The organism is Candidatus Enterococcus leclercqii (genome assembly GCF_009933135.1).
Classification (GTDB): Bacteria; Bacillota; Bacilli; order Lactobacillales; family Enterococcaceae; genus Enterococcus_C; species Enterococcus_C leclercqii.
Genome location: NZ_MAEH01000008.1, coordinates 41,569 through 64,670 on the forward strand (window position 1 = coordinate 41,569; position 23,102 = coordinate 64,670).

Annotated in this window: 17 protein-coding genes; all 17 read left to right on the top strand. The window is 45.1% G+C overall.

Translation table 11 applies throughout. The features are described from left to right. The first annotated feature begins 172 nt into the window (after positions 1-172). The 17 genes from tilS to lysS all read left to right on the top strand — a co-directional run bounded on the left by tilS (position 173) and on the right by lysS (position 22,608). Entirely contained in the window at positions 173-1,624 is a 1,452-nt protein-coding gene (tilS, locus tag BAU14_RS02220; RefSeq protein ID WP_237580393.1) for a tRNA lysidine(34) synthetase TilS, read from the top strand. A 185-nt stretch (positions 1,625-1,809) separates the two neighbouring features. Continuing rightward, the gene (hpt, locus tag BAU14_RS02225) at positions 1,810-2,358 is read left to right on the top strand and encodes a hypoxanthine phosphoribosyltransferase (RefSeq protein WP_161898452.1); all 549 of its coding nucleotides are present in this window, start codon (positions 1,810-1,812) and stop codon (positions 2,356-2,358) included. Positions 2,359-2,541: 183 nt separating this feature from the next. Then, entirely contained in the window at positions 2,542-4,680 is a 2,139-nt protein-coding gene (gene ftsH, locus BAU14_RS02230) for an ATP-dependent zinc metalloprotease FtsH (RefSeq protein ID WP_161898453.1), read from the top strand. A gap of 199 nt (positions 4,681-4,879) precedes the next feature. Further along, positions 4,880-5,371 (top strand): hypothetical protein, encoded by a 492-nt coding sequence (locus BAU14_RS02235; RefSeq protein WP_161898454.1) that lies wholly within the window; start codon positions 4,880-4,882, stop codon positions 5,369-5,371. 475 nt (positions 5,372-5,846) lie between these two features. Next, positions 5,847-6,938 carry an ABC transporter permease gene (locus BAU14_RS02240; RefSeq protein WP_161898455.1) on the top strand — a complete coding sequence of 364 codons (1,092 nt, stop codon included), beginning with the start codon at positions 5,847-5,849 and terminating at the stop codon, positions 6,936-6,938. A 5-nt stretch (positions 6,939-6,943) separates the two neighbouring features. After that, on the top strand, positions 6,944-7,633 hold the full coding sequence (locus BAU14_RS02245; protein ID WP_161898456.1) for an ABC transporter ATP-binding protein: 690 nt from the start codon (positions 6,944-6,946) through the stop codon (positions 7,631-7,633). Between the two features lie 187 nt (positions 7,634-7,820). Next, positions 7,821-8,960, top strand: a complete 1,140-nt coding sequence (locus BAU14_RS02250; RefSeq protein WP_161898457.1) for an acetylornithine transaminase — start codon at positions 7,821-7,823, stop codon at positions 8,958-8,960. A 311-nt stretch (positions 8,961-9,271) separates the two neighbouring features. Then, positions 9,272-10,303 (top strand): N-acetyl-gamma-glutamyl-phosphate reductase, encoded by a 1,032-nt coding sequence (argC, locus tag BAU14_RS02255; protein ID WP_161898458.1) that lies wholly within the window; start codon positions 9,272-9,274, stop codon positions 10,301-10,303. Between the two features lie 61 nt (positions 10,304-10,364). Then, positions 10,365-11,555, top strand: coding sequence for a bifunctional glutamate N-acetyltransferase/amino-acid acetyltransferase ArgJ (gene argJ, locus BAU14_RS02260; RefSeq protein WP_161898459.1), 1,191 nt, complete (start codon positions 10,365-10,367; stop codon positions 11,553-11,555). 59 nt (positions 11,556-11,614) lie between these two features. Next, positions 11,615-12,367, top strand: a complete 753-nt coding sequence (gene argB / locus BAU14_RS02265; protein ID WP_161898460.1) for an acetylglutamate kinase — start codon at positions 11,615-11,617, stop codon at positions 12,365-12,367. Between the two features lie 614 nt (positions 12,368-12,981). Continuing rightward, positions 12,982-13,830: a PRD domain-containing protein gene (locus BAU14_RS02270; RefSeq protein WP_161898461.1), complete on the top strand. Its 849-nt coding sequence runs from the start codon at positions 12,982-12,984 to the stop codon at positions 13,828-13,830. A gap of 293 nt (positions 13,831-14,123) precedes the next feature. Further along, positions 14,124-15,983, top strand: coding sequence for a glucose PTS transporter subunit IIA (locus tag BAU14_RS02275; RefSeq protein WP_161898462.1), 1,860 nt, complete (start codon positions 14,124-14,126; stop codon positions 15,981-15,983). Between the two features lie 38 nt (positions 15,984-16,021). Continuing rightward, the gene (locus BAU14_RS02280; protein ID WP_161898463.1) at positions 16,022-17,515 is read left to right on the top strand and encodes a glycoside hydrolase family 1 protein; all 1,494 of its coding nucleotides are present in this window, start codon (positions 16,022-16,024) and stop codon (positions 17,513-17,515) included. A gap of 388 nt (positions 17,516-17,903) precedes the next feature. After that, on the top strand, positions 17,904-18,539 hold the full coding sequence (locus BAU14_RS02285; RefSeq protein ID WP_161898464.1) for a MarR family winged helix-turn-helix transcriptional regulator: 636 nt from the start codon (positions 17,904-17,906) through the stop codon (positions 18,537-18,539). A gap of 354 nt (positions 18,540-18,893) precedes the next feature. Continuing rightward, a complete protein-coding gene (gene hslO / locus BAU14_RS02290; RefSeq protein WP_161898465.1) occupies positions 18,894-19,781 on the top strand; it encodes an Hsp33 family molecular chaperone HslO in 888 nt (295 codons plus the stop codon). Then, positions 19,774-20,784 (top strand): tRNA dihydrouridine synthase DusB, encoded by a 1,011-nt coding sequence (dusB, locus tag BAU14_RS02295; protein ID WP_161898466.1) that lies wholly within the window; start codon positions 19,774-19,776, stop codon positions 20,782-20,784. Before hslO ends, dusB begins: the two co-directional genes overlap by 8 nt. A 324-nt stretch (positions 20,785-21,108) precedes the next feature. Further along, positions 21,109-22,608 (top strand): lysine--tRNA ligase, encoded by a 1,500-nt coding sequence (gene lysS / locus BAU14_RS02300; protein WP_161898467.1) that lies wholly within the window; start codon positions 21,109-21,111, stop codon positions 22,606-22,608. Positions 22,609-23,102 lie beyond the last annotated feature (494 nt).

Genomic DNA, 23,102 nt, shown 5'->3' on the forward strand with positions numbered 1-23,102 from the left:
AAAGCTCGTCAACAGCAGACACCTGATCAGAAGGCGAGGCTACCGATTAGTCAGCGGTTTTTCTGATTCAAAGTTGTCGCTCACGCATCTCAGTCTGTCTATTCGCTAGTGGGGACGTTATAATAGAAACAACAAATAAAAAAGTCATGTCGGTGCAATTTCGGAGGTATTCATGGAAGAGTTGGCACAGGGGTTTTTGCGACAGGGAAAAGAAGAAAAGCTTTGGCAGCCGGGAAGTCGAATTTTGGTGGCAGTTTCTGGTGGTGTGGATTCGATGGTGTTATTGCAGCTGTTGGAACTGGTGCAAGCAACAGAGTCTGAGGTTATGCTGGCAGTCGCCCACGTCAATCATCAGCTGCGGGAAGAATCTGCGGAAGAAGAGGCGTATTTGCGCGGGTATTGTGAGAAACGGGGCATTCCGCTGTACATCCGACGCTGGGAGAGTCTGCCGGTCAGCGGAATGGAAGAAGCGGCGCGGGAATTTCGCTATGCTTTTTTCCAGGAACTGATGCAGGATCATTACTTTGATACGCTGATGACAGCACATCATGCAGACGATCAGTTGGAAACGATGCTGATGAAGATGATGCGCGATGGCAATGTTCAGACTGCCGGCGGGATGCGCAAACGTCGGGCCTTTGGAGGCGGACGTTTGGTGCGACCGCTTTTAGATATTCCCAAAGAAGCGCTGATTGCTTATGCCAAAGCCCACGAAGTCCACTATTATGAGGATGCCACCAACTATCTGCCACAGGTACAGCGAAACCGGGTAAGGCAGCGAATCGTACCGCCAATGAAAGAGGAAAATCCGCAGCTGCTGGCTCATTTCGGAAATTTGGCGCAGCAGTTGCAGTGGCTGACAGATTGGCAAGAGCAGGAGTTGCAAAAATGGTACCGTCAATATGCAGAAGTCAAATCTGAAAGTCTGCGCCTGCCCATTGCTCCAATCGTGTCCCTTACTAAAGGCCAGCGCTATTTTACCTTGCAGTATTGCGCCAAAGCGATTCGGCAAAATTGGCAAGTAACAGTCAATGACGAACAGCTGAACCAAATTTTGCGCAGCTTGGAGTCTGGGCGACCTCAGTGGCGCGTGGATTTAGCCGGTGGTTGGCAATTTCGTGGAGAGTATGACACCTTGATTTTTGGCCCTGCCAGCTTGGCAACAACTCCTGTGGTGACGTCAGAGGTTCCTGAGCAACAGATTCGCGTAAAACTGGGGGAAGGGACATATCTTTCCCAAAATGAGTGGGTAGGGTTTTTGGCTATGGCGCCAGATCCTGTCACGGGTAATCTTTACATCAATCCGGATGATATTCCTGAAAAAGTCAAACTTTGGTCAGAGATTGATCAACCTTTACCGATAAACTTCCCTACTGAGGCAGTGTTTCGCAAACGGCGAGATGGTGACCGAATTCAGTTGACCCCGTCTCTCAGAAAGAAGGTTTCTCGCATCTTTATCGACAAAAAAACACCCAACGAAATGAGGGAACGTTCCTGGGTGATGACCACTGTCGATGATCAGGTGCTGGGCGTGTTGCCGCAAGCCCTTTCTTATTTGAGTATTGCCCGGGAAACTGATAAAATACACTACAGACTTCTTTATAAATATCGAAAAGAAGAATAGCATGTGTCTGAAAACACCGATGATAGATAGTTTGGTTTTTTTCACCAAGATTCTGTTCCAAGGTCTCGTTTATGGCGAGTGTGGGCGTGTGGAGCTTGGTTTTAAAGAGAATTTTCAAAAAAGATTTTTCATTGGAAGATTTGGACGCATTCAAGTAAACCAACTGCTGGAGGGAGCACATACGGATGCTGGAAAAAGACATCGAAAAAGTCCTTGTGACACGTGAGGAAATCAATGCGCGCTGCGAGGAATTAGGAAAACAATTAACTGAAGAATACAAGGACAAAAATCCTTTGGTGATCGGCGTATTGAAAGGCTCGATTCACTTTATGGCCGATATCTGTCGCGAAATGGATTGTTATTTGGAACTTGATTTTATGGACGTTTCCAGTTATGGGAACGCAACGGTTTCTTCTGGCGAGGTACGGATTTTGAAAGATTTGGATACTAACGTGGAAGGTCGCGACTTGTTGATTGTAGAAGACATCATCGACTCGGGGCGAACATTGGCGTATCTGGTAGATCTGTTCAAATACCGTAAAGCCAAATCTGTCAAAATCGTGACACTGTTAGACAAACCGGAAGGCCGTGTGGTGCCAATCGAAGCTGACTATATCGGCTTTGATGTACCAAACGAATTTGTCGTGGGTTATGGTTTAGACTATGCAGAACAATACAGAAACCTGCCGTATGTAGGTGTACTGAAGCCTGCTGTCTATCAATCCGCTGAATAAGGCAAAAAAATCCCATTTGTCGTCAAAAAAGCTTCGGCTAATGGGATGAAGGTCGATTTAGTGACAGAATTATTGGGAGTTATGATACAATAAAATGGTCAGGATTGATAAGACAATTTAAGAAATAGCTGGAGGACGCAGGCACGTTTTTCAGCGTAAAAAATTCAGCCGAGGAGGACGAGCATGAACAAGAAAAATAACGGTATTCTAAAAAATACCTTGTATTATGTACTCGTGCTGTTGGCGATGTTCACCATCGTCTATTTCCTTTTGGGAAATGGCGGTCAACAATCGCCGGATATCGAGTACTCCACCTTTAAAGAACAGCTGGCAGACGGAAAAATCAAAGACTTTTCTGTGCAGCCAGTGAACGGTGCTTACAAAATCACCGGTCATTACAAGGAAAAACAAGAAGTAGCTAATAACAATGGCCTCAGTGTGTTGGGCAGTACGGCAGCAGAGACCACTAATTTCTCCACTATTATCCTGCCAAATGACAGCACATTAAAGGAAGTCACTGATTTAGCTGCTGATAGCAATGTTAAGACAGTGATCAAAGAGCAATCCAACAGTGGCATGTGGCTGAGCCTGTTGGTAAGCTTCTTGCCATTGGTAATCTTCATCTTCTTATTCTATATGATGATGGGGCAACAAGGTGGCGGTGGCGGTGGTGGCGGCCGAGTGATGAACTTCGGCAAGTCCAAAGCCAAAGAAGCCGACAAGAAAGCTAACCGAGTACGTTTCTCTGACGTTGCCGGTGCAGAAGAAGAAAAACAAGAACTGGTGGAAGTCGTGGAATTTCTGAAAGACCCGCGGCGTTTCGTTGAACTGGGTGCCCGCATTCCTGCCGGTGTTTTGCTGGAAGGACCTCCGGGAACTGGTAAAACATTATTGGCTAAAGCAGTTGCCGGTGAAGCTGGCGTGCCATTTTACTCTATCTCCGGTTCGGACTTCGTGGAAATGTTCGTCGGGGTCGGTGCCAGCCGTGTGCGTGACTTGTTTGAAACAGCTAAGAAAAATGCGCCTGCTATCATCTTCATCGATGAAATCGATGCGGTTGGTCGTCAACGTGGTGCCGGCATGGGCGGTGGCCACGATGAACGGGAACAAACGCTGAACCAATTGCTGGTTGAGATGGACGGATTTGACGGCAACGAAGGCGTAATCGTCATCGCTGCAACCAACCGTTCCGATGTCTTGGATCCAGCGCTGTTGCGTCCGGGACGTTTTGACCGTCAGATTTTGGTAGGTCGTCCAGATGTCAAAGGTCGGGAAGCAATCTTGAAAGTGCATGCCCGCAACAAGCCATTGGCAGAAGATGTTGATTTGAAAGTCGTTGCCCAACAAACACCAGGTTTTGCTGGTGCTGATTTGGAAAACGTCTTAAACGAAGCAGCCTTGGTTGCTGCTCGTCGTAACAAGAAGAAAATCGATGCCTCTGATATCGATGAAGCAGAAGATCGGGTCATCGCTGGCCCAGCTAAAAAAGACCGCGTCATTTCCAAACGGGAACGGGAAATGGTGGCTTATCACGAAGCCGGCCATACAATCGTCGGTTTGGTATTGAGTCGGGCGCGTGTAGTCCACAAAGTAACGATTATTCCTCGTGGCCGCGCCGGTGGTTATATGATTGCATTGCCAAAAGAAGACCAGATGCTGATGACCAAAGACGACATGTTCGAACAAATCGTAGGTCTTTTAGGTGGTCGGACAGCCGAAGAAATCATCTTCAATGTCCAATCTACCGGAGCTTCCAATGACTTCGAGCAAGCGACTGCTTTGGCCCGCAGCATGGTAACAGAATACGGGATGAGTGAAAAACTTGGACCGGTGCAATATGAAGGCAATCACCAAGTCTTTATCGGTCGGGACTATGGCCAAACCAAAGCTTATTCTGAACAAATTGCTTTTGAGATTGACCAAGAAGTGCGTAATATCTTGAATGCCGCGCATGCAAAAGCTCGTGAAATCATCGAAACTCACCGGGCACAACATAAACTGATTGCAGAAAAACTGTTGGAATTTGAAACACTGGATGCCAAAGCAATCAAGTCTTTGTTTGAAACCGGTCAAATGCCTGAAGGATCAGAAAAAGACGAATACCCGAGTGAAAAGGCGCAAACCTTTGAAGAAGCCAAACGTGCGTTGGAAGAAAAGGACGCTGCCAAACAAGCAGAAGAAAAGAAAGATTTTGATGAAGCCAAAGATTATTTCAAAGCTGAATCTGATGAAGCTCGTCTGAATGCTGACGAAGAGATCAAAGATGTCAAATCTGATATCGACCAAGAACAAAAAGATATCGACGATGAAAACAAATTCTGATTATAAAGAAACGATCTGCCAACTGTCATGGTTGGTGGGTCGTTTTTTTTGTGGCATCTTGTTAAACAGGGTTGCTGAAGAGCCAATTTTTTGCCGTATCAGAGGAGAAAATTAAATGTACCAGTGACAGAATGAAGGGTGCTTAGTTGCGAAATTTTTAAGAAAACGGCATTCTTGAAGAAGAAAGTAGGTGAAGACTATGGAAGCAAATATTTATGTAGTGCTGACGTTTATCGGAATCTGGATGTTGTATGTTTTTCCCTTGTATCAAGGAGTTGAAGAACTGTCGGAGCAAAAAAGAGTGTTGCAAAAGTTTTCGGCGGGACGTGAGAAATATCCCCAGGTCTCTCCTTGGTGGTGGCTGCTTCCACCGCTGAAAATCTCGAAGGAAAAGCAGCGAGGAATCAAGGTACTCAAAGATAATTTCAGTGATGAAGAAGATGTACGGGCACTGTTTCATTTCTTCAATAAAACGACTGGTTGGTTTTATATTGCGATTGCCGGGCTTTTGAATGGAATCGCAGCTACGGCAGAGTTGGCGGCAATCTTACCCTTTAAAGTACCGCTGTGGGGTCAGCTAGGTGTGGATTTGCTGATTATTGCCATCGGGATGCTTCATGCTCGTTATCGTGTTAGTCGCCGACGAGAGCAACGTTTGGTGGATCAGCTGGTGCGTAAAAAAGCGCAATAAGCAGGTCTAAAAAATAAGAATAAATTTGTAACGATCCTTCCGTTACTGCCTTTAAAAGTGGGTCATAAGTAAAAGACGGCGGTTTTCCATCAAAGCTATTGGAAAATTGCCGTCTTTTCAAATAATCACTATCCTTAATTTTATCAAGTGTGGGCAGCGTCGTTCGTTTTTTCTCCTTGAATCAAGAATGGGAGGTCTCTTTCAGCGAATAAGCTGGCGAGAGTCACAAGTTTTCACAGCCGGAGACTTTTAACCAGATCAGATAAGTTGCTTTCTTCCGCTTGAAAACTGCTGATTGTTGGTCCTTTTAACTGATGATCTCGTTAATGAGAGCAGGGCTTTGAAAAAATCATCGTTTTGCGAGCAAATAAGGTGACAAAGTGTCACCTTGCGTATATACTTCTTTTCGTAAGCGGAACTTGAATTGAAAATTTCAAGAAATTTTTTTCGCAATCTATTGAGGAAGTGAATGACGATGTTTTTAGCAAAGAAAGAAATGCGTTATGCCAAACTGCGTTACAGCTTGATTATCGGAATTATGCTACTGGTTTCTTACGTGGTGTTCTTGTTATCAGGTTTGGCTTCGGGATTGGCCCACGAATTTGAACAGGCCATTACTGATTGGAACGGCGAGACTGTAATTTTGGCGGAAGATGCCAATAAAAGTTTGAATGCCTCGCAATTGACTCGTGGCGATGTCAGTCGGGTTACAGCTGGCGACAAAGCTGCCATCGGTGTTTTTAATGGGGCAGTGAAAAAAGATGACGGCAGTAACACTAAAAATGATGTAACTGTTTTTGGAACAGAAAAGGATGCTTTCTTGCTGCCAAAAGTTACAGAGGGTAAAAATTTCGCCGCCAAAAATGAAATTATCATCTCTCAAAATTTGGCGGATGAAGGCTACAAAGTCGGTGATAAGGTAACGATCGGCAAGTACGACGAAAAGCTGACCATTGTGGGTATCTTCCCAGTAACCTACTATTTGGTTTCACCGGTAGTTTATACGTCTTTGGATACCTTCACGAATCTGAAGTACGGCAGCCAGCCTTTCTCTGATGACGACAGCAAACCAATCAACGCCATCGTTGTTAAACAGGCGAAAGCTGTTCTTGATAATAGCGATAAAAATGCTGAAGATCTGCAGGCGATTAAAACTGCCGATTTCATCGAAGCTTTGCCGGGATACTCAGCTCAGAATCTGACATTGAACGGTATGATCTACTTCCTGTTTGTGATTGTAGCCGCAGTAGTAGGGATTTTCATGTATGTCATCACGATGCAAAAGGCACCAATCTTCGGTGTTATGAAAGCACAGGGAATCTCCAATGGCTTCATTGCGAAATCCATTGTCGCCCAATCCTTTATGGTGGGGATTATGGGGGTAGCCGCTGCTGCGATTTTGGCCTTTTTGACCAGTCTGATCTTACCGGCAGCGATGCCATTTCAAGTGTTGCCGCTCCAATGGTTGGTTTATAGCCTGATCTTGTTGGCGGTGGCAGTTCTGGGAGGCGTCTTCTCTATTCGAACAGTCACTAAAGTCGATCCAATCACAGCAATCGGAGGGTGAGTATTATGACAAACGCATTGGATATGCAACAAATCAAAAAAGTTTTCGGCTCCGGCCATACCGAAGTCACAGCACTGAAAGGCATTGATTTTGCAGTGGCCCCAGGAGAATTCGTTTCTATTATTGGGCCCTCGGGTTCCGGTAAAAGTACCTTCTTAACCATCGCAGGCGGGCTGCAAAACCCAACTTCAGGCAAAATCTTGATCAACGGACACGATTTCACCAACCTGTCGGAAAAAGAACGCAGCAAATTGCGCTTTAAAGAAATTGGCTTTATCCTGCAAAGTTCAAATTTGATTCCGTACTTGAAAATCAAAGAGCAGTTTTACCTGGTAGATAAAGTGAAAAAAACACCTTTGAATAAGGAACGAGTCACTGAACTTTTGACGTCGCTGGATATTTTAGACCTTAAAGATAAATACCCACGAGATCTTTCCGGTGGCGAACGGCAACGAGTGGCGATTGGTCGGGCATTGTACAATGATCCCAGTCTGATTCTGGCGGATGAACCGACAGCCGCTTTAGATACGGACCATGCCTATGATGTAGTGAAATTGTTGGTGAAAGAAGCCCATGAAAAGCAAAAAGCCACCATCATGGTCACTCACGATCCTCGTATGATCCAATGGAGTGACCGAATCTTGCGTATGGAAGACGGATTACTTGTACCAGAGAAAACAGCAGCAACTGAATAAAGAAAAAGCAAGCTCAAATAGCTATGCTTCGTGGTGCAAAGGCTGGTAAAACAGTCTTTGCACTTTTTATTTTGAATCGCAAGAGAATGGTTGTACATGTATATTATCAGTGGATTTACGAATAAAGTTTGCTGTTTGTTGCTATATAATGTATATTAATACATATAATAAAGGAGTGTGAATAGAGATGAGCCATCTATTTCCGAATTATGCCCGCAAGCCTTTTGAAATTGTCAAAGGCACAGGATTGACAGTCGAAGATCAAAGCGGTAAAGCGTATCTTGATTTCACCAGTGGAATCGGGGTGGTGAACTTGGGACATCATTATCCGGCAGTTGAAACCGCATTGGCCCAACAGGCAGCACAGTTGTGGCACATGCCCAATCTCTACGAAAACCACCTGCAAGAAGAAGTAGCTGCCGATTTAGCTGGTGAGATGGATTATGTCGGTTATTTTTGTAATAGTGGTGCCGAGGCTAACGAAGCGGCGATCAAGTTGGCCCGAAAATACACCGGCAAAAGTAAAATCGTCACCTTCCAGCAATCGTTTCATGGACGGACCTATGGCGCGATGTCTGCAACTGGTCAAGACAGCATCCATGCTGGTTTCCAGCCTTTGGTTCCTGATTTTCATTATGGAATTTACAATGACCAGACCAGCATCGATACGCTGATTGATCCGCAAACAGCAGCGGTTTTGGTGGAGTTGATTCAAGGAGAAGGGGGTGTTGTCCCCGCTGAAAAAAAATGGCTCCACGCACTGGCAAAAAAATGCAGCGAAACCGGCGCGCTCCTGATGGTTGATGAAGTGCAAACGGGAATGGGGCGGACGGGGACGCTCTTTGCCTTTCAACAGTTCGACATTCAGCCAGACATCTTTACTTTGGCTAAGGGACTGGGCAACGGCATTCCGGTGGGAGCAATGCTGGGCAAGCAAAAATTAGCTCAAGCTTTCGGAGCTGGGACTCACGGATCGACGTTTGGTGGCAATAAGTTGGCGATGGCTGCTGCCAAAGCAGTAATCACCACGATGAAAGCACCGGGCTTTTTTGAGACGGTCAATGAACGAAGCGAAGAACTGTTTGCCGGGCTTGCGGCGATCACCTCCGATAAGATTGTTGCAGTGCGGGGGCTGGGATTGATGGTGGGAATTCAGCTGATTTCCCCGGAAGTGCTCACAGAAGTCAGCGCCGCACTGGAAGCAAAAGGTCTGCTAACCTTGCGAGCCGGACAAAATGTGTTGCGACTTCTGCCGGCATTAACGGTCAGTCAAGTTGAAATCCAGCAAGCATTGTACTTGTTGCGGGAAGTATTGGAAAATAAGTGACTAAAACAAACTAGCGCGTCTTTTATCTGTTTGATTGGTAATCTTGCAGAAAAAAGGCGCGCTTTATTGATGTTTTGAAGAGATAACTGTGAAAATTAAGCTTGCGCGCTGGGATTCTTTAGACCGTATTCGCAGGCAGGAAACGGAGGCTAGACAAGGGGGGTCCAACTAAATTCTGATTTTTATACATTTATTCAGCTGAATTTAGCATAAATCATTCATAAAATGCGATAAAAATAATAATTAATCATTGACAGAAAAATCAGCAAGTCTTATAATTTGAAGTAATTCAAAGAAAGCAGGTAGTGATCATGAAAGCGGCAATCGTTGGTGTAACAGGATATACCGGAATAGAATTACTGCGGATCATCCAAGGACACCCCTCGTTGTCTATCGGGACACTCCATGGTTCTTCATTGCATAAACATACAATTGAAACGGAATATCCGCACTTAGGGCATTTACTTACGATGCCAATCCTGCCCTTTGATTCGGAGCTCATCATGAAGGAAAATGATTTGGTTTTCTTTGCTACACCGGCGGGAGTTTGTAAGGAGTTGGGCCAGGTATTTGTCGAGCGGGGGTTTCCGGTCATCGACTTGTCGGGGGATCTGCGGTTGAAAGAGGCTTCACTTTATGAAGCATGGTATCAAAAAGAGGCCGCTCCCCAAACAATGTTGGACCAAGCGACTTATGCATTGCCGGAATTCATGACCAACAAAGCCTCGAATCTGATTTCAAATCCCGGCTGTTATGCGACGGCTGCGCTACTGACTATTGCACCACTGGTCATCCATAAGTTGGTGGATCCGACGACGTTCATTCTGGAAGGAAAATCGGGCCTGTCTGGTGCCGGCAAGAATCTGAGTGAAAGCAGTCATTTTGTCAATGTGGCTGAGAATATGAGTATGTACAAATTGAATCGACACCAGCATATTCCTGAAATCTTGCAGCAGCTGCAAATTTGGGATGAGACAATTAAGAATATTCATTTCACTACCGGCTTGATTCCGGTGAAACGAGGCATTTTTATGAGTGCCTACGCCAAAGTCTTTTCTGGAGTGACGGAAGTTGATCTGCTGACGGCTTATCAAAAAACTTATGCTCAGCAACCCTTTGTTCGTATCCAGCCCCGAGGAACTCTGCCACAACTGCGACAAGTAACTGGTACGAATTTCTGTGATATCGGATTGGGCTTAAATGAAGGCACAGGCATCGTGACACTGGTAGGAGTCATCGATAATTTGATGAAAGGAGCCAGCGGGCAAGCAGTTCAAAATTACAATCGCTGGGCGGGTATTGAGGAAACAGCCGGACTTCAGTCAGTGCCGATTTATCCATAAAGCAACCCGCATTATAAACAGCCGACGAACTTTCGGCAATTCTAGAAGGAGGTGTTCGCCAATGCAAAAAATCAACGGGACTATCGCAGCACCTAAAGGATTTCACGCTGACGGCAGCCACTGTGGTTTGAAAAAGAAGAAGAAAGATATCGGCTGGCTGTATTCCGAAGTGCCGGCGCAGGCTGCCGGTGTCTTCACCACCAATCAAATCAAAGCTGCACCTGTCTATTATACGAAAGCGGCTTTATCTGACGGTCAGCTGCAGGCGATTATTGTCAACTCCGGCAATGCCAATGCTTGCACCGGCCCCCAGGGGATGAAAGACGCCAAAGCGATGACGGAGCTTGCGGCTGAGGCTTTGGGAATTGATGCATCATTGGTGGCGGTGGCCTCTACCGGAATTATCGGACAAGCGCTACCGATGGAAACCGTGACGACAGGCATTAATCAGTTGCAAAAAGCTGGTGATGCCCAAAGCTTCCAACAAGCGATTTTGACCACGGATACCTGTGAAAAAGTCAGTGTTTATCAAGGAGAAATCGCTGGCAAAACAGTGACGGTAGCTGGTTGCAGCAAAGGTTCGGGCATGATCCATCCCAATATGGCCACGATGCTGGGTTTTATTACCACCGATGCTCAGATTACAGCAACGGTTTTGCAGCAGCTGTTAGCAGAATTGACAGAGACCACGTTTAACCAAATTACAGTGGACGGAGATACCTCCACCAATGACATGGTGTTAGTATTAGCGAATGGACTGGCAGAAAATCCACCGTTGGCAGCAGCTACGCCAGCATATGACCAGTTCAAAGCAATGTTGGCGGCAGTTATGACAGATTTGGCCAAAGCAATCGCTAAAGATGGTGAAGGGGCGACGAAACTGATTCAGGTGACCACTAGCGGTGCCAAAGACAGCCTAAACGCACGGATGATTAGTAAGAGTGTGGTGGGTTCACCATTAGTGAAAACAGCTATCTTTGGCAAAGATCCCAACTGGGGGCGGATTCTTTGTGCGATAGGTTATAGCAATGCACAGATGGAGCTGTCGGGATTGTCCATCAAAATCGGTGAAACAATCGTTTATGACCAGGGGATGCCACAAGCCTTCGATGAAAAGTTGATGGCAGAAACGCTGGCACGCCCGGAGATTTTTATTGCTGTAGGACTGAAAGACGGCAGCGGCGCCGGTACCGCATGGGGATGTGATCTGACTTACGACTACGTCAAAATCAATGCGTTGTATCACACGTAATGACAAGCAGTTGTGGTTCAGCTGGTTGAAGTGGAAGTTGAAAGAAAAGGGGTAATACTATGGGGACCATCGTGGTGAAAATGGGCGGCGTCGCCTCTGATAATCTGGATCAGGCGTTTTTCGATCAGATCGAAGCCTGGCAGCGGCAGGGAAAAAAAGTCGTCATCGTTCACGGCGGCGGTTACTATATTTCTGAAATGATGAATCGCCTCGGCCAAGAAGTCGTAATCAAAAATGGTCTGCGGGTCACTGACGCAGAAACATTGGAAATCACGCGAATGGTGCTCTTGGGGCAGGTACAGCCGCTAGTCACTACGAAATTTTTGGCGGAAGGCTTTCATGCATTGGGCTTAAGTGCTGGCAGCGATCAGTTGATTTTGGGGGAACTGATCAATGAGGAAGAGTTGGGCTATGTGGGAAAAGTCACCGAGGTAAATCAGGAATTGTTGGATGTTTTATTGGCCAAAAACCATATCCCGGTGATTGCACCATTAGGCATCACGGCTTGCGGTCAGTGGCTGAATATCAATGCCGATGAAGTTGCTTGCAAAGTGGCGGCGGCATTGCAAGCAGAAGAGCTGTATTTATTAACTGACGTACCCGGCATAAAAAAACAAGGTACCTGGTTGGACAAGGTACCGATAGCTGAAGTTGATCAGCTGGTGGCAGAAAAAGTCGTCACTGGCGGCATGCTACCAAAGCTCAACAGTGCCAAAAGCGCATTGCTAAGTGGCGTTCGCTCAGTCTTTATCAACAACACCATCAACAGCTGCGGGACACAGCTGTTTGTGGAGGAATGCTTGAAAGCGTAGGATCAAGGGGAATATTGGAAGATTGCATAGAAATAATCATAAAGAAATCTGGGCTCGATATTATTGATATATAAGGCTGAATGGACAATAGCTCGCAGTAGTAACCATCAAAGTATTGTAAGTGGTGTCCAATAAAGACTGACGGCAATTGCCGACTATTTTGCAATGTCATCTGAGCCTGCAACCAGAGTTCAACAGAGTTGGGATTCGTAAAAAGCATCTTCTTCTACCGTGTTGTTTGCGGGAGGAGGAGGTGTTTTATTTTGCTGGAATGTGCCTCGTAGGAGTTAGCGCCTTTTTTATTGGTAAATTACGTCAGGTTGTCTATCATCATAAAAGGAGAATGGCTTTATTATCATGTTTTTTATATATAAAACAATCATCAAAAACAAAAAAACGTAATTAAATAACTTGTTTAAGCTAAAATTCAAGGGTTTTCTGTTGACCTTCTTAGCTGTTCTTCGTATAATTAATTTGTAATTAAATGTTATCGCTTACAATTTGTGGATTCGTTACAGTACGGCTGGCAAGACCATGACGGCGTGAAAATGACAGGCTCATTTTGCGTTGCTCTGGTCTTTTTGATTTTTGTGATTGATTAAAGGAGAGAAAAAATGCACATCGAAAAACGAATCAATAATAACGTGGTTTTGGCAAAAGAAAACGGCGTGCAGATGATTCTGATGGGCAAGGGCCTCGGCTTTCAGACCCATCCTGGTGACAACGTATTGATGGAGAAAGTAGAGAAGCGGTTTTACGGAGAAGATTTGATGACCGGCGAACAGATGGCAGCGCTAATGACAAATGCCACTGCAGCCGAGATTGAAATGACGGAAAACCTTGTTCGTCACGGACAGGAGCGTCTGCAAAAACCGTTGAATCCCAATCTCTTTTTCACACTGCTGGATCATCTGTTGTTTTCAGTCAAACAGCGGCAAGATACCGTGGAGTTCAGTAATCCGTTGGAGTGGGAGATCAAGAAGTTTTATCCTGCAGAATATGAAGTGGGATTGCAAGCGGTGGTATTGGCTAGTCAGATTTGGCATCGGGTAATTCCCGAATCCGAGGCTGCCTTTATAGCTTTACACTTCGTCAATGGACAGTTGGAGTCGACCGTTAGCCGCGATGCAGTAGAATTGACCGAGCTAACATATAATATTCTGCGGCTTGTCAGATTTCAGCTGGCGACTTCATTTGAAGAAGATTCGTTGTACTACAATCGTTTTATCACGCATATTCGTTATTATCTTATGCGACAAAAAGCACAAGACAGCGCTGCCCAACCGGACACTGCAGAACTGATTCAACTGGTTTTTCAGCGTTTTCCTAAAGAAAAACGCTGTGTTGATGCAATTGATGATTATTTGACACAAGAGAAGGGATGGGTCGCCACTGAACTTGAGAAAATGTATTTGATTCTGCATATCCGCAATCTGATAGAGAAAAAAGAGCAACTCGCTTAATACAGGATTCGTTACAGTACGGCTGGCAAGACCTGAGCAGTTTTCTTTTCTTAAAAAATTTGGCTGATGATAAATGGCCGGATATTTTTGGAAAAGAAAACCGTTCAGGTTTTTTGATTTTAAAAGACGAATTTGAATGGGCTGAAGCAACCGAAGCCTACTGAAGTCAACTAAGGCGCAAAGCAGCGTTACAACGGGCTTAAAGATTTCATAGTATTGATGAAAAGAATGGTTAAAGATTGATATTTTTAGATGATCGTTAAGTAAAGACAAAAACATATGGAGGAAATAAAATGGAAAACAATGTATTGGCACAAAAGATCTTCGAATTAGTGGGAGGTACAGACAATATCAATTCTGTGACCCACTGCATTACTCGACTGCGTTTTATGCTCAAAGACGACACCAAAGCAAATACCGAAGCAATCGAAGCTTTAGATGTTCTGGGGGTTCAAGTACAAGGAGGACAATATCAGGTTATCATCGGACAAAATGTCGGTAAAGTCTATCGAGCACTTCTCAAAGCTCATCCGGATTTGGAAGGAAGCCCCGATTCAAAAGAGTCGGCCACTACTAAAAAATCTATCTTTGCCAATGTGACAGGAACACTGTCTAGTATTTTAGTAGCCGCTTTGCCGCCAATTGTCGGTGGTGGGATGTTAAAGGGATTGACCTTTTTCTTTACCAATTACGGAATCATCGATAGCGAAGGACAGTTGGCGACAATCTTGAATATCACCGGGGATTGTATGTTTTATTTCTTCCCGTTTTTGTTAGCAGTAAGCGCAGCTAAAAAATTCAAGACCAACGAATATATGGCATTAGCGTTAGCTGGTGCACTGATGTATCCGTCCATCATTAGCGGAGCACAAGAAGGATTGGCACCACTAAAATTGTTTGGTTTTCTTTCGATGCCATACATTGATTACAGCTCATCAGTTATCCCAATCATTTTGAGCGTTTGGGCTTTGAAATATGTCTATGGGTTTCTTCAAGAAAGAATGCCGGATATGCTGACGACCATCTTTACACCAGTCTTGACCTTATTGATTATGGTACCATTGCAATTTTCATTGATTGCACCATTAGGTTATTATGGCGGGAACTACGTCGCTGTCGGTATTGAGTGGCTTATCACAACAGCTCCGTGGTTAGCGGGCTTCTTCATCGGAGCGACGCGTCCACTGTTGGTGATTGTTGGGATGCACCATGCTATCCGACCAATTCAATACCAGCAGATTGCAACATTTGGCTACACTACCATCACGCCGGCTAATTTTTTGAGTACGATGGCTAGTGCAATGGCAACTTTGGCTACTTGGATTTTGCTGAAAGACAAAAAACAAAAACAAATTGCCGGATCTTCTGCGTTTTCCGCTTTTCTGGGAATTACCGAGCCTGCATTGTACGGTGTCTTGACCAAGTATAAGGCTGCGATGGTTGGAGCAATGTTAGGCGGTGGCCTTGGCGGTATGATTGCGACGGCAATGGGTGGTAAGGCGTATGCTTCGGCAATGCCCAGTATTTTGACTATTCCGGTGTTCATGGGTGGTGGAGCTGCTAGCATCATCATTGGTTTGGTGGTGACTTTAACAGTCAGTTTCCTCTTGACTATTGTATTAGGTAAAACAGTCTTTAAAATGGATGGAATCACAATTACTGACGGAAAAAACGGATCCCTGGAACCAAACGTGACAGCTGGGGTTGTCTTAAGCCCAGTGGCCGGACGAATCACTGCACTGGCAGAAGTCAGTGACCAGACTTTTGCTAAAAAGCTGTTGGGGGAAGGTGTCGCGATTCAACCGAGCAAAGGTGAGATTCTATCACCAGTGAATGGGACTATTACCGCTCTGTTTGAAACCAATCACGCAATTGGAATCACCTGTGAAAACGGCTTGGAGTTACTGATTCACGTAGGAATTGATACTGTGAAATTGAACGGCACTCATTTTGAAGCTTTTTGTCAAGTTGGGCAAAAAGTTAGTGTTGGACAGATGTTGGTGCGCTTTGATCAAAAAGCCATTGAAGCTGCCGGTTACGATGCGACAGTTATGCTAGTAGTGACCAACAGTGGCGACTATCTATCCATTTTGCCGGAATTTGAATCTGGTAATGTCTATCCGGGAGAAAAAGTCTTGACGGTTGTTGATTGATTTTCTAAATCAAAAAAATAAAAAGTGGGGTCGATAAAATGAAAGAATATCAAAATAGTTTTCCAAAAGACTTTTTATGGGGGAGCGCTATTGCTGCCAGTCAATCAGAAGGTGCTTTTGACATAGAAGGACGAGGCCTTTCTGTGGCTGATGTCGCTACTCGTTACGATAAACACGCTTCTCGAGCACAGCGAAAATTCATGGATGAACAAAAGTTAATGGCAGCTCTTGAAGATACCGATAACTCTCATTATCCGAAACGAACCGGGGTTGACTTTTATCATCGTTATCAAGAAGATATCGCGTTATGTGCGGAAATGGGGTTCAATGTATTTCGCTTCTCGATTTCCTGGAGTCGTCTGTTTCCAAATGGTTGGGAGGAGACACCGAATGTTGCCGGATTGGATTTTTATCGCCGAGTGATTTCGGAAATCACAGCGCATGGCATGGAGCCACTAGTGACAATCAGCCACTTTGATCTGCCGGCATCCTTGGTCACAACTTATGGTGGCTGGAAAAATCGCAAATTAATTGATTTGTATGTTCACTTTGCGAGCGTGTTGTTTGCTGAATTTGCTCCACAGGTGAAGTACTGGCTGGCCTTTAATGAAATCAATGGTGCTCGCTTCAATGTATTTTACAGCACAGGGGTTTTGGCGGACTCTTCGGATAATTATCTGCAGGATTGCTACCAAGCTGCCCATCATCAATTTGTTGCTTCAGCTTTGGTAACCAAAAAACTTCACGAAACTCGTCCGGACGCTATGATGGGGTGCATGGTGGCGAAGTTCACTACCTATCCGGCTACTTGCCGTCCAGAAGATGCTATTGAAGCGCAAAGTAACGAACAAGTGGATAATTATTATTTTACCGACACACTGGTAAATGGAGAGTATCCTTATTACGCACCTCGTTTCTGGCGGGAAAATAATATTCAATTAGAGATTACTCAGGAGGATGAAGCTACATTAAAAGCTCATCCGGCAGATTACTTGGCTTTCAGTTACTATATGTCTGCAGTTTCCAGTGCAGATAAGAGTGCGTTGGAGATGACCGAAGGAAACTTGAAAAAAGGGTTGAAAAATCCTTATTTGCCAGCCTCCGATTGGGGATGGCAAATTGATCCAATCGGGCTTCGCTATACTATGAACGAGATGTATAGCCGTTACCGTGTACCGCTGTTCATCGTGGAAAATGGTTTGGGAGCCGATGATAGAATCCAAGACGGCCGAGTTCAAGATGACTATCGGATTGATTATTTGCGCCGACATATTCAACAGATGAAAGAAGCAATTGTCGATGGGGTTGAGTTATTGGGATATACGACTTGGTCCTCCTTTGATATCGTGTCTTCTGGAACATCGGAAATGAAAAAAAGATATGGCTTTATCTATGTAGATTGGGATGATGAAGGAAAAGGAACTATGCAACGGATGCCGAAAGACAGTTATTACTGGTATCGACAAGTGTTAGCTTCAAATGGTGAGAACCTAGCCGACTTGCCACAACCGGTGACTACGCATAGAAATTGAGATAGAGATGGAAGCTGCCACTAGCGGCCACTAATACTAGCTGTCAGCAGTTGAAATGTTTAACGATGAGAAGACAAGTCCCTTCCACTGATTTTATAATGGAAGAGACTTGTCTTTTGTTTGCAGTTCACGTTAGGCAATGCTCGCTTTGGAGGGCGGCGCCAGGAGAATTGTCATCAATTCTAAAAAAAGATTAACAAATTCTAAAATAAAAAGGTAAGGTACTTGATTAATTAGTCAGGTACCTGTATTATTATCTCAGTCAGGTACCTTAGTAACGTTGCAGGAAAACTGGGAAGTTGATCTATGAGCATAGTTTACTACCAACTCACCAGCTTACCGTCACAGCTTTGCGGGTAAACCCGCGACACTTATGGAGATGAATAGTATGGAAAACCAATTATTTGAAGAATTTATGTCGTTTGAAAACCTTTTACGCCGCTACCTGGTTTGGCAGCGGAAAGATCGTGGCAATCGGGGGACACCTCATCGCGGCCAAGGAAGAGTTTTGGCATTGCTGAAGATTCAACCGGAAATCACACAAAAAGAGCTCACCTATCTGTTGGATATGCGGCCACAGTCTTTGGGAGAGCTTCTCACCAAGCTGGAAAAAAATGAATTCATTACTCGTGAACCAGACGAAAACGATCGCCGGGTGATGGTGGTGAAATTGACAGAAACAGGTAAGGCAGAAGCAGAACGGCTGTCGCAGGAAAGTCCGACGACGATTTTTGATCAGTTGACTGAAGACGAACAAGCTCAGTTTATGGCGATTTTGGCTAAACTGTCGCAAGCAATGCAAGCAGAGCTGCCGGAAGAAGCACTGCAAGGCGGTTTTGATCAGGATACTCGCCGCAAAATGATGGAAGAATTCAAGCGCGGTGGATTCGGCGGTGGTCGCGGGCCGCGTCACAACGGATTCCCAGGGCTTGGCGGTAGAGAGGGCCACCCTTTCCACGGCAATCACAACAACTATGGCTTTGATCCCAGAAATGGTGATGGCTTCCCACAGAAAAATTTCTGATACCTGTTCGTTAAAAGAAAACGAGGTGGCGCAAATGATCGCATTGATTTTTTGGCTGTTGTCCCTGAAAAAGGCACCGGCTGCGCAAGAAAGAGAACTTGAAACCAGTGACTTACAGCCGTCTTCTTAATAGAAGGCGGTTTTTTTATTTGTGCCAGGACGGCAGCTAGGTTGTCAGAACGGTTCGGTTGTGGGTGATTCGCATAGCAGTTGTTGTACTTTTCCTAAATTTGAAGCCGGTCAAGTTGAAAAAAATGCCGTCAGACTGTATGATTTAGCAATGAATAACAGGCGCGAGGGCCGTATGAACTGAATATACGGCTAGAGTCGACAAAAAAGGAGCAGAATAAACAGATGACAGATTATTTAGTAAAAGCCTTGGCTTACGACGGCGTGGTTCGAGCCTATGGTGTACGAGCGACGGCAACCGTTGCTGAAGCCCAAAGACGCCATGATACTTGGAATACCGCCTCCGCTGCTCTAGGTCGAGCCCTGGTCGGTGGCCTGCTTTTAGGAGCAACGGTAAAAGGTGACGACAAATTAACCATCAAGATTCAAGGGGACGGCCCGGCTGGAGCTATTGTTGTAGATGCCAATGGACACGGGGATGTTAAAGGCTACATGCAAAATCCTCATATCAGTTTGCCATTGAATGAACAAGGTAAATTAGATGTCAGAGGAGCAGTCGGAACACAAGGCATGTTCACGGTCATCAAAGATTTGGGCTTGAAGGAACCATTTTCTGGTCAGACGCCGATTGTCTCTGGCGAACTTGGGGAGGATTTTACCTATTATCTGGCGATCAGTGAACAGATTCCTTCTGCTGTCGGCTTGAGCGTGTTGGTGGATACAGATGACAGCATCAAGATTGCTGGTGGCTTTATGCTGCAAATTATGCCGGGTGCCGACGAAACGATTATCGATCAAATCGAGGCTAATTTGGCAGCCACACCACAGATTTCAACGTTATTAGAAGCTGGTAAAACACCGGAAGAAATTTTGGCAAGCTTGCTGCCGGATACCGAGTTGACAATCCTGGAAACGATGCCCGTGCAATTCAAGTGTGACTGCTCCAAAGAAAAATTTGCCGCAGCCATCATTTCCCTGGGGGCAGATGAGATTCAGGCAATGATCGATGAAGATCACGGAGCTGAGGCCGTTTGTACCTTCTGCGGTGAAAAATACGAGTATTCCGAAGCCGATTTGGCTGAATTGAAACAGGAGGCATTGGCAAATGAGTAAACAAAGTTGGCGGATAGGCAACGTTGAGATTCCCAATCGGGTAGTAGTTGCTCCGATGGCGGGTATTACAAACGCTGCTTTTCGAGTGACAGTTAAAGAATTTGGGGCTGGGTTGGTAGTCTGTGAGATGATCAGTGACCAGGGGATTCATTTTCGTAATAAAAAGACGCTGGAGATGCTGTACATTGATGAGCGGGAACATCCATTGAGTGTTCAAATTTTTGGTGGCACCAAAGAAAGCCTGGTGGAGGCGGCACTGTTTGTCCAAAATAACACCAAGGCTGACATCATTGACATCAACATGGGCTGTCCAGTACCTAAAGTCATCAAAGCGGATGCCGGCTCTAAATGGTTGTTAGACCCTAATAAAATTTATGAAATGGTTAAAGCTGTTTCCTCTGAAATCGACATCCCTGTCACAGTAAAAATGCGTATTGGTTGGGATTCTGATCATATTTTTGCAGTAGAAAACGCGCTGGCTGCGGAATCTGCCGGCGCCAGTGCAATTGCCATGCACGGCCGTACGCGGGCTCAGATGTATGAAGGAAAAGCCGACTGGAATGTGTTGAAAGAAGTCAAACAGCACTTGACGATTCCTTTTATGGGTAACGGCGATGTACGGACCCCGGAAGATGCCAAACGCATGCTGGATGAAGTAGGAGCTGATGGCGTGATGATCGGTCGGGCAGCTTTGGGTAATCCTTGGATTATTCATCGTACCCAACACTATCTGGAGACTGGCGAATTGATTGGGGATCCAACACCTACAGAAAAGATTGCCACGGCAAAAGTCCATCTGCAACGGTTAGTGGATCTGAAGGGTGAACTGATTGCTGCTCGAGAATTTCGGCAACATGCTTCCTACTATTTAAAGGGCATTCCGAAAGCTGCCAAAGTCAAAGTCGCAATCAACGCAGCAGAAGACCAAGAAACTGTTGTAGGTCTATTGGATGAGTTTGCGCTTCAGGCAGAAGAAAACCTGTTGGCTAAAGCGCGGGCTTAAGGCGGCTGCTTGCAAGTCAACGTTCTGATATTAATAGAAGCAAAAGCAAGCTGGAAAAGGAATTTCAGCTTGCTTTTTTGTAGGAATCTTGGCATTATAGGTAAGAATGAAACCGCGTCAGCATACGTTTGCTGCCGGTGACAGCCACCGACAGCCGGTCACGCTTGCTTGGCAAAATCGGGTAAGCGGCTATTGAAAAGGAAATGATTACCAATTGTCGAAGAACCTGTCGAACAGCAAATATGCTGCTGTATTTCAAGGCAAGGCTCCCGCAATATCGGCGGCGAGCACCCCAATCACCTACTATATCAAGGAGGAAATCACGTGTCTGAAGAACAAAACCAGCCCAAACAAGAAGAATTAAACGATCAAATGTTGGTTCGTCGGGAGAAGATGGAAAAGCTGCGGGAAGAAGGGATCGATCCTTTCGGTAAACGGTTCGAACGGACGGTGGATTCCCATGAGCTCCATGCGAAATATGACGACCTGACCAAAGAAGAAGTCAGTGAACTCGGCCTGAGTGCAGCAGTTGCTGGCCGTATGATGACAAAACGCGGCAAAGGGAAGGTTGGCTTTGCTCATTTGCAAGATCGCGAAGGCCAAATCCAAATCTATGTCCGAAAAGATGAAGTCGGCGAAGAAAACTATGAAATTTTCAAAAAAGCGGACTTGGGTGATTTCCTTGGTGTTGAAGGGGAAATCATGAAAACCGACATGGGAGAAGTCTCCATCAAAGCTAAAAAAGTCACTATGCTTTCAAAAGCGCTGCGTCCATTGCCGGATAAATACCACGGCCTCAGCAATATCGAACAGCGTTACCGTCAACGTTATCTGGATCTCATCAGCAATAAAGACAGTTTCGACCGCTTTGTAAAACGCAGCCGGATTGTTTCCAGTATTCGTAATTACTTGGATGGTCATGGCTATCTAGAAGTGGAAACGCCAGTCCTGCATAACCAAGCAGGTGGTGCGTCAGCGCGGCCTTTCACTACCCATCACAATGCTTTAGATATGGAACTATATCTGCGAATCGCACTGGAATTGCATCTGAAACGGTTGATTGTTGGCGGGATGGAGAAAGTCTACGAAATCAGTCGTGTTTTCCGTAATGAAGGGATCGATACGACCCACAACCCGGAATTTACTATGCTGGAAGTCTATACAGCCTATACAGATTATCTGGATGTCATGGATTTGACAGAAGGTATCATTCGCAACGCAGCCATCGCAGCCAATGGGACGGCAGCTATCGATTACGATGGGCAAACTATCGATTTAGGTGCAGACTTTGCTCGTCTTCATATGGTAGACGGAATCAAAAACGTAACCGGTGTCGATTTCTGGCAGCCGATGACAGTGGAAGAAGCCCGTGTATTGGCAAAAGAACACCATGTTGAAATCAATGACTCCATGCAGGTGGGGCAGATTATCAACGAATTTTTTGAAACCTTTGTAGAAGATACACTGGTTAATCCGACGTTTGTCTATGGTCACCCAGTAGAAGTCTCGCCATTAGCTAAGAAAAATCCAGAAGATCCTCGTTTCACTGATCGCTTTGAATTGTTTATTATTGGGAAAGAGTTTGCCAACGCCTTTACTGAATTGAATGATCCAATTGATCAACGGGAACGTTTTGAAGAGCAGGAACGTCAACGGGATGCCGGTGATGATGAAGCCCATGGTGTCGATGAAGATTTCTTAGAAGCGTTGGAATACGGGATGCCGCCAACAGGGGGACTAGGGATCGGGATCGATCGTTTGGTGATGCTGCTGACGGATGCCCAATCTATTCGTGATGTCTTGCTGTTTCCAACCATGCGTTAAACACAAAAATACACGAAAAACTGTCGGGCAGATAAAGAGCCCGGCAGTTTTTTATATTATGGAAAGAAAGCCCCAAGCAGAACATCCGATTTCGATAGGCTGAACCGCCGTATTTGCTCTTGAAAAGGGTTTAAAAACGAATGTTAAAACTACTGTTGCAATCCTTTATTCGTTAATGAAAAAATCACAAAAAAATTACAGAAAACCGTTGACCAGAGCGTGTTCTGTTGGTATATTATTACTTGTCCGTTAGCGAACGAGACAAGATGAAAAACAGTTGAAAAAAACATTTAAAAAAATGTTGACAACTGAACGTCAACTTGGTAAACTAACGAAGTTGCTGTTACAGCAAGGTTTCGAGCTCCTGAGTGAGTAAGAAATCACAAAAAAACTTTTATAAAATAGTTGACAACGAAAAAGCTGTCTGGTATGATTTAAAAGTTGCTGAAACAATTAGCAACAACAACTTAGATCTTTGAAAACTGAACAACAAG

What these genes read in the sequence shown, in the direction of transcription:
- tilS (WP_237580393.1), top strand. Translation starts at nt 173, where the DNA reads ATGGAAGAGTTGGCACAGGGGTTTTTGCGACAGGGAAAAGAAGAAAAG.
- hslO (WP_161898465.1), top strand. Translation starts at nt 18,894, where the DNA reads ATGACAGATTATTTAGTAAAAGCCTTGGCTTACGACGGCGTGGTTCGA.
- dusB (WP_161898466.1), top strand. Translation starts at nt 19,774, where the DNA reads ATGAGTAAACAAAGTTGGCGGATAGGCAACGTTGAGATTCCCAATCGG.
- BAU14_RS02285 (WP_161898464.1), top strand. Translation starts at nt 17,904, where the DNA reads ATGGAAAACCAATTATTTGAAGAATTTATGTCGTTTGAAAACCTTTTA.
- hpt (WP_161898452.1), top strand. Translation starts at nt 1,810, where the DNA reads ATGCTGGAAAAAGACATCGAAAAAGTCCTTGTGACACGTGAGGAAATC.
- ftsH (WP_161898453.1), top strand. Translation starts at nt 2,542, where the DNA reads ATGAACAAGAAAAATAACGGTATTCTAAAAAATACCTTGTATTATGTA.
- BAU14_RS02240 (WP_161898455.1), top strand. Translation starts at nt 5,847, where the DNA reads ATGTTTTTAGCAAAGAAAGAAATGCGTTATGCCAAACTGCGTTACAGC.
- BAU14_RS02270 (WP_161898461.1), top strand. Translation starts at nt 12,982, where the DNA reads ATGCACATCGAAAAACGAATCAATAATAACGTGGTTTTGGCAAAAGAA.
- BAU14_RS02250 (WP_161898457.1), top strand. Translation starts at nt 7,821, where the DNA reads ATGAGCCATCTATTTCCGAATTATGCCCGCAAGCCTTTTGAAATTGTC.
- BAU14_RS02245 (WP_161898456.1), top strand. Translation starts at nt 6,944, where the DNA reads ATGACAAACGCATTGGATATGCAACAAATCAAAAAAGTTTTCGGCTCC.
- argC (WP_161898458.1), top strand. Translation starts at nt 9,272, where the DNA reads ATGAAAGCGGCAATCGTTGGTGTAACAGGATATACCGGAATAGAATTA.
- BAU14_RS02235 (WP_161898454.1), top strand. Translation starts at nt 4,880, where the DNA reads ATGGAAGCAAATATTTATGTAGTGCTGACGTTTATCGGAATCTGGATG.
- argB (WP_161898460.1), top strand. Translation starts at nt 11,615, where the DNA reads ATGGGGACCATCGTGGTGAAAATGGGCGGCGTCGCCTCTGATAATCTG.
- BAU14_RS02275 (WP_161898462.1), top strand. Translation starts at nt 14,124, where the DNA reads ATGGAAAACAATGTATTGGCACAAAAGATCTTCGAATTAGTGGGAGGT.
- BAU14_RS02280 (WP_161898463.1), top strand. Translation starts at nt 16,022, where the DNA reads ATGAAAGAATATCAAAATAGTTTTCCAAAAGACTTTTTATGGGGGAGC.
- argJ (WP_161898459.1), top strand. Translation starts at nt 10,365, where the DNA reads ATGCAAAAAATCAACGGGACTATCGCAGCACCTAAAGGATTTCACGCT.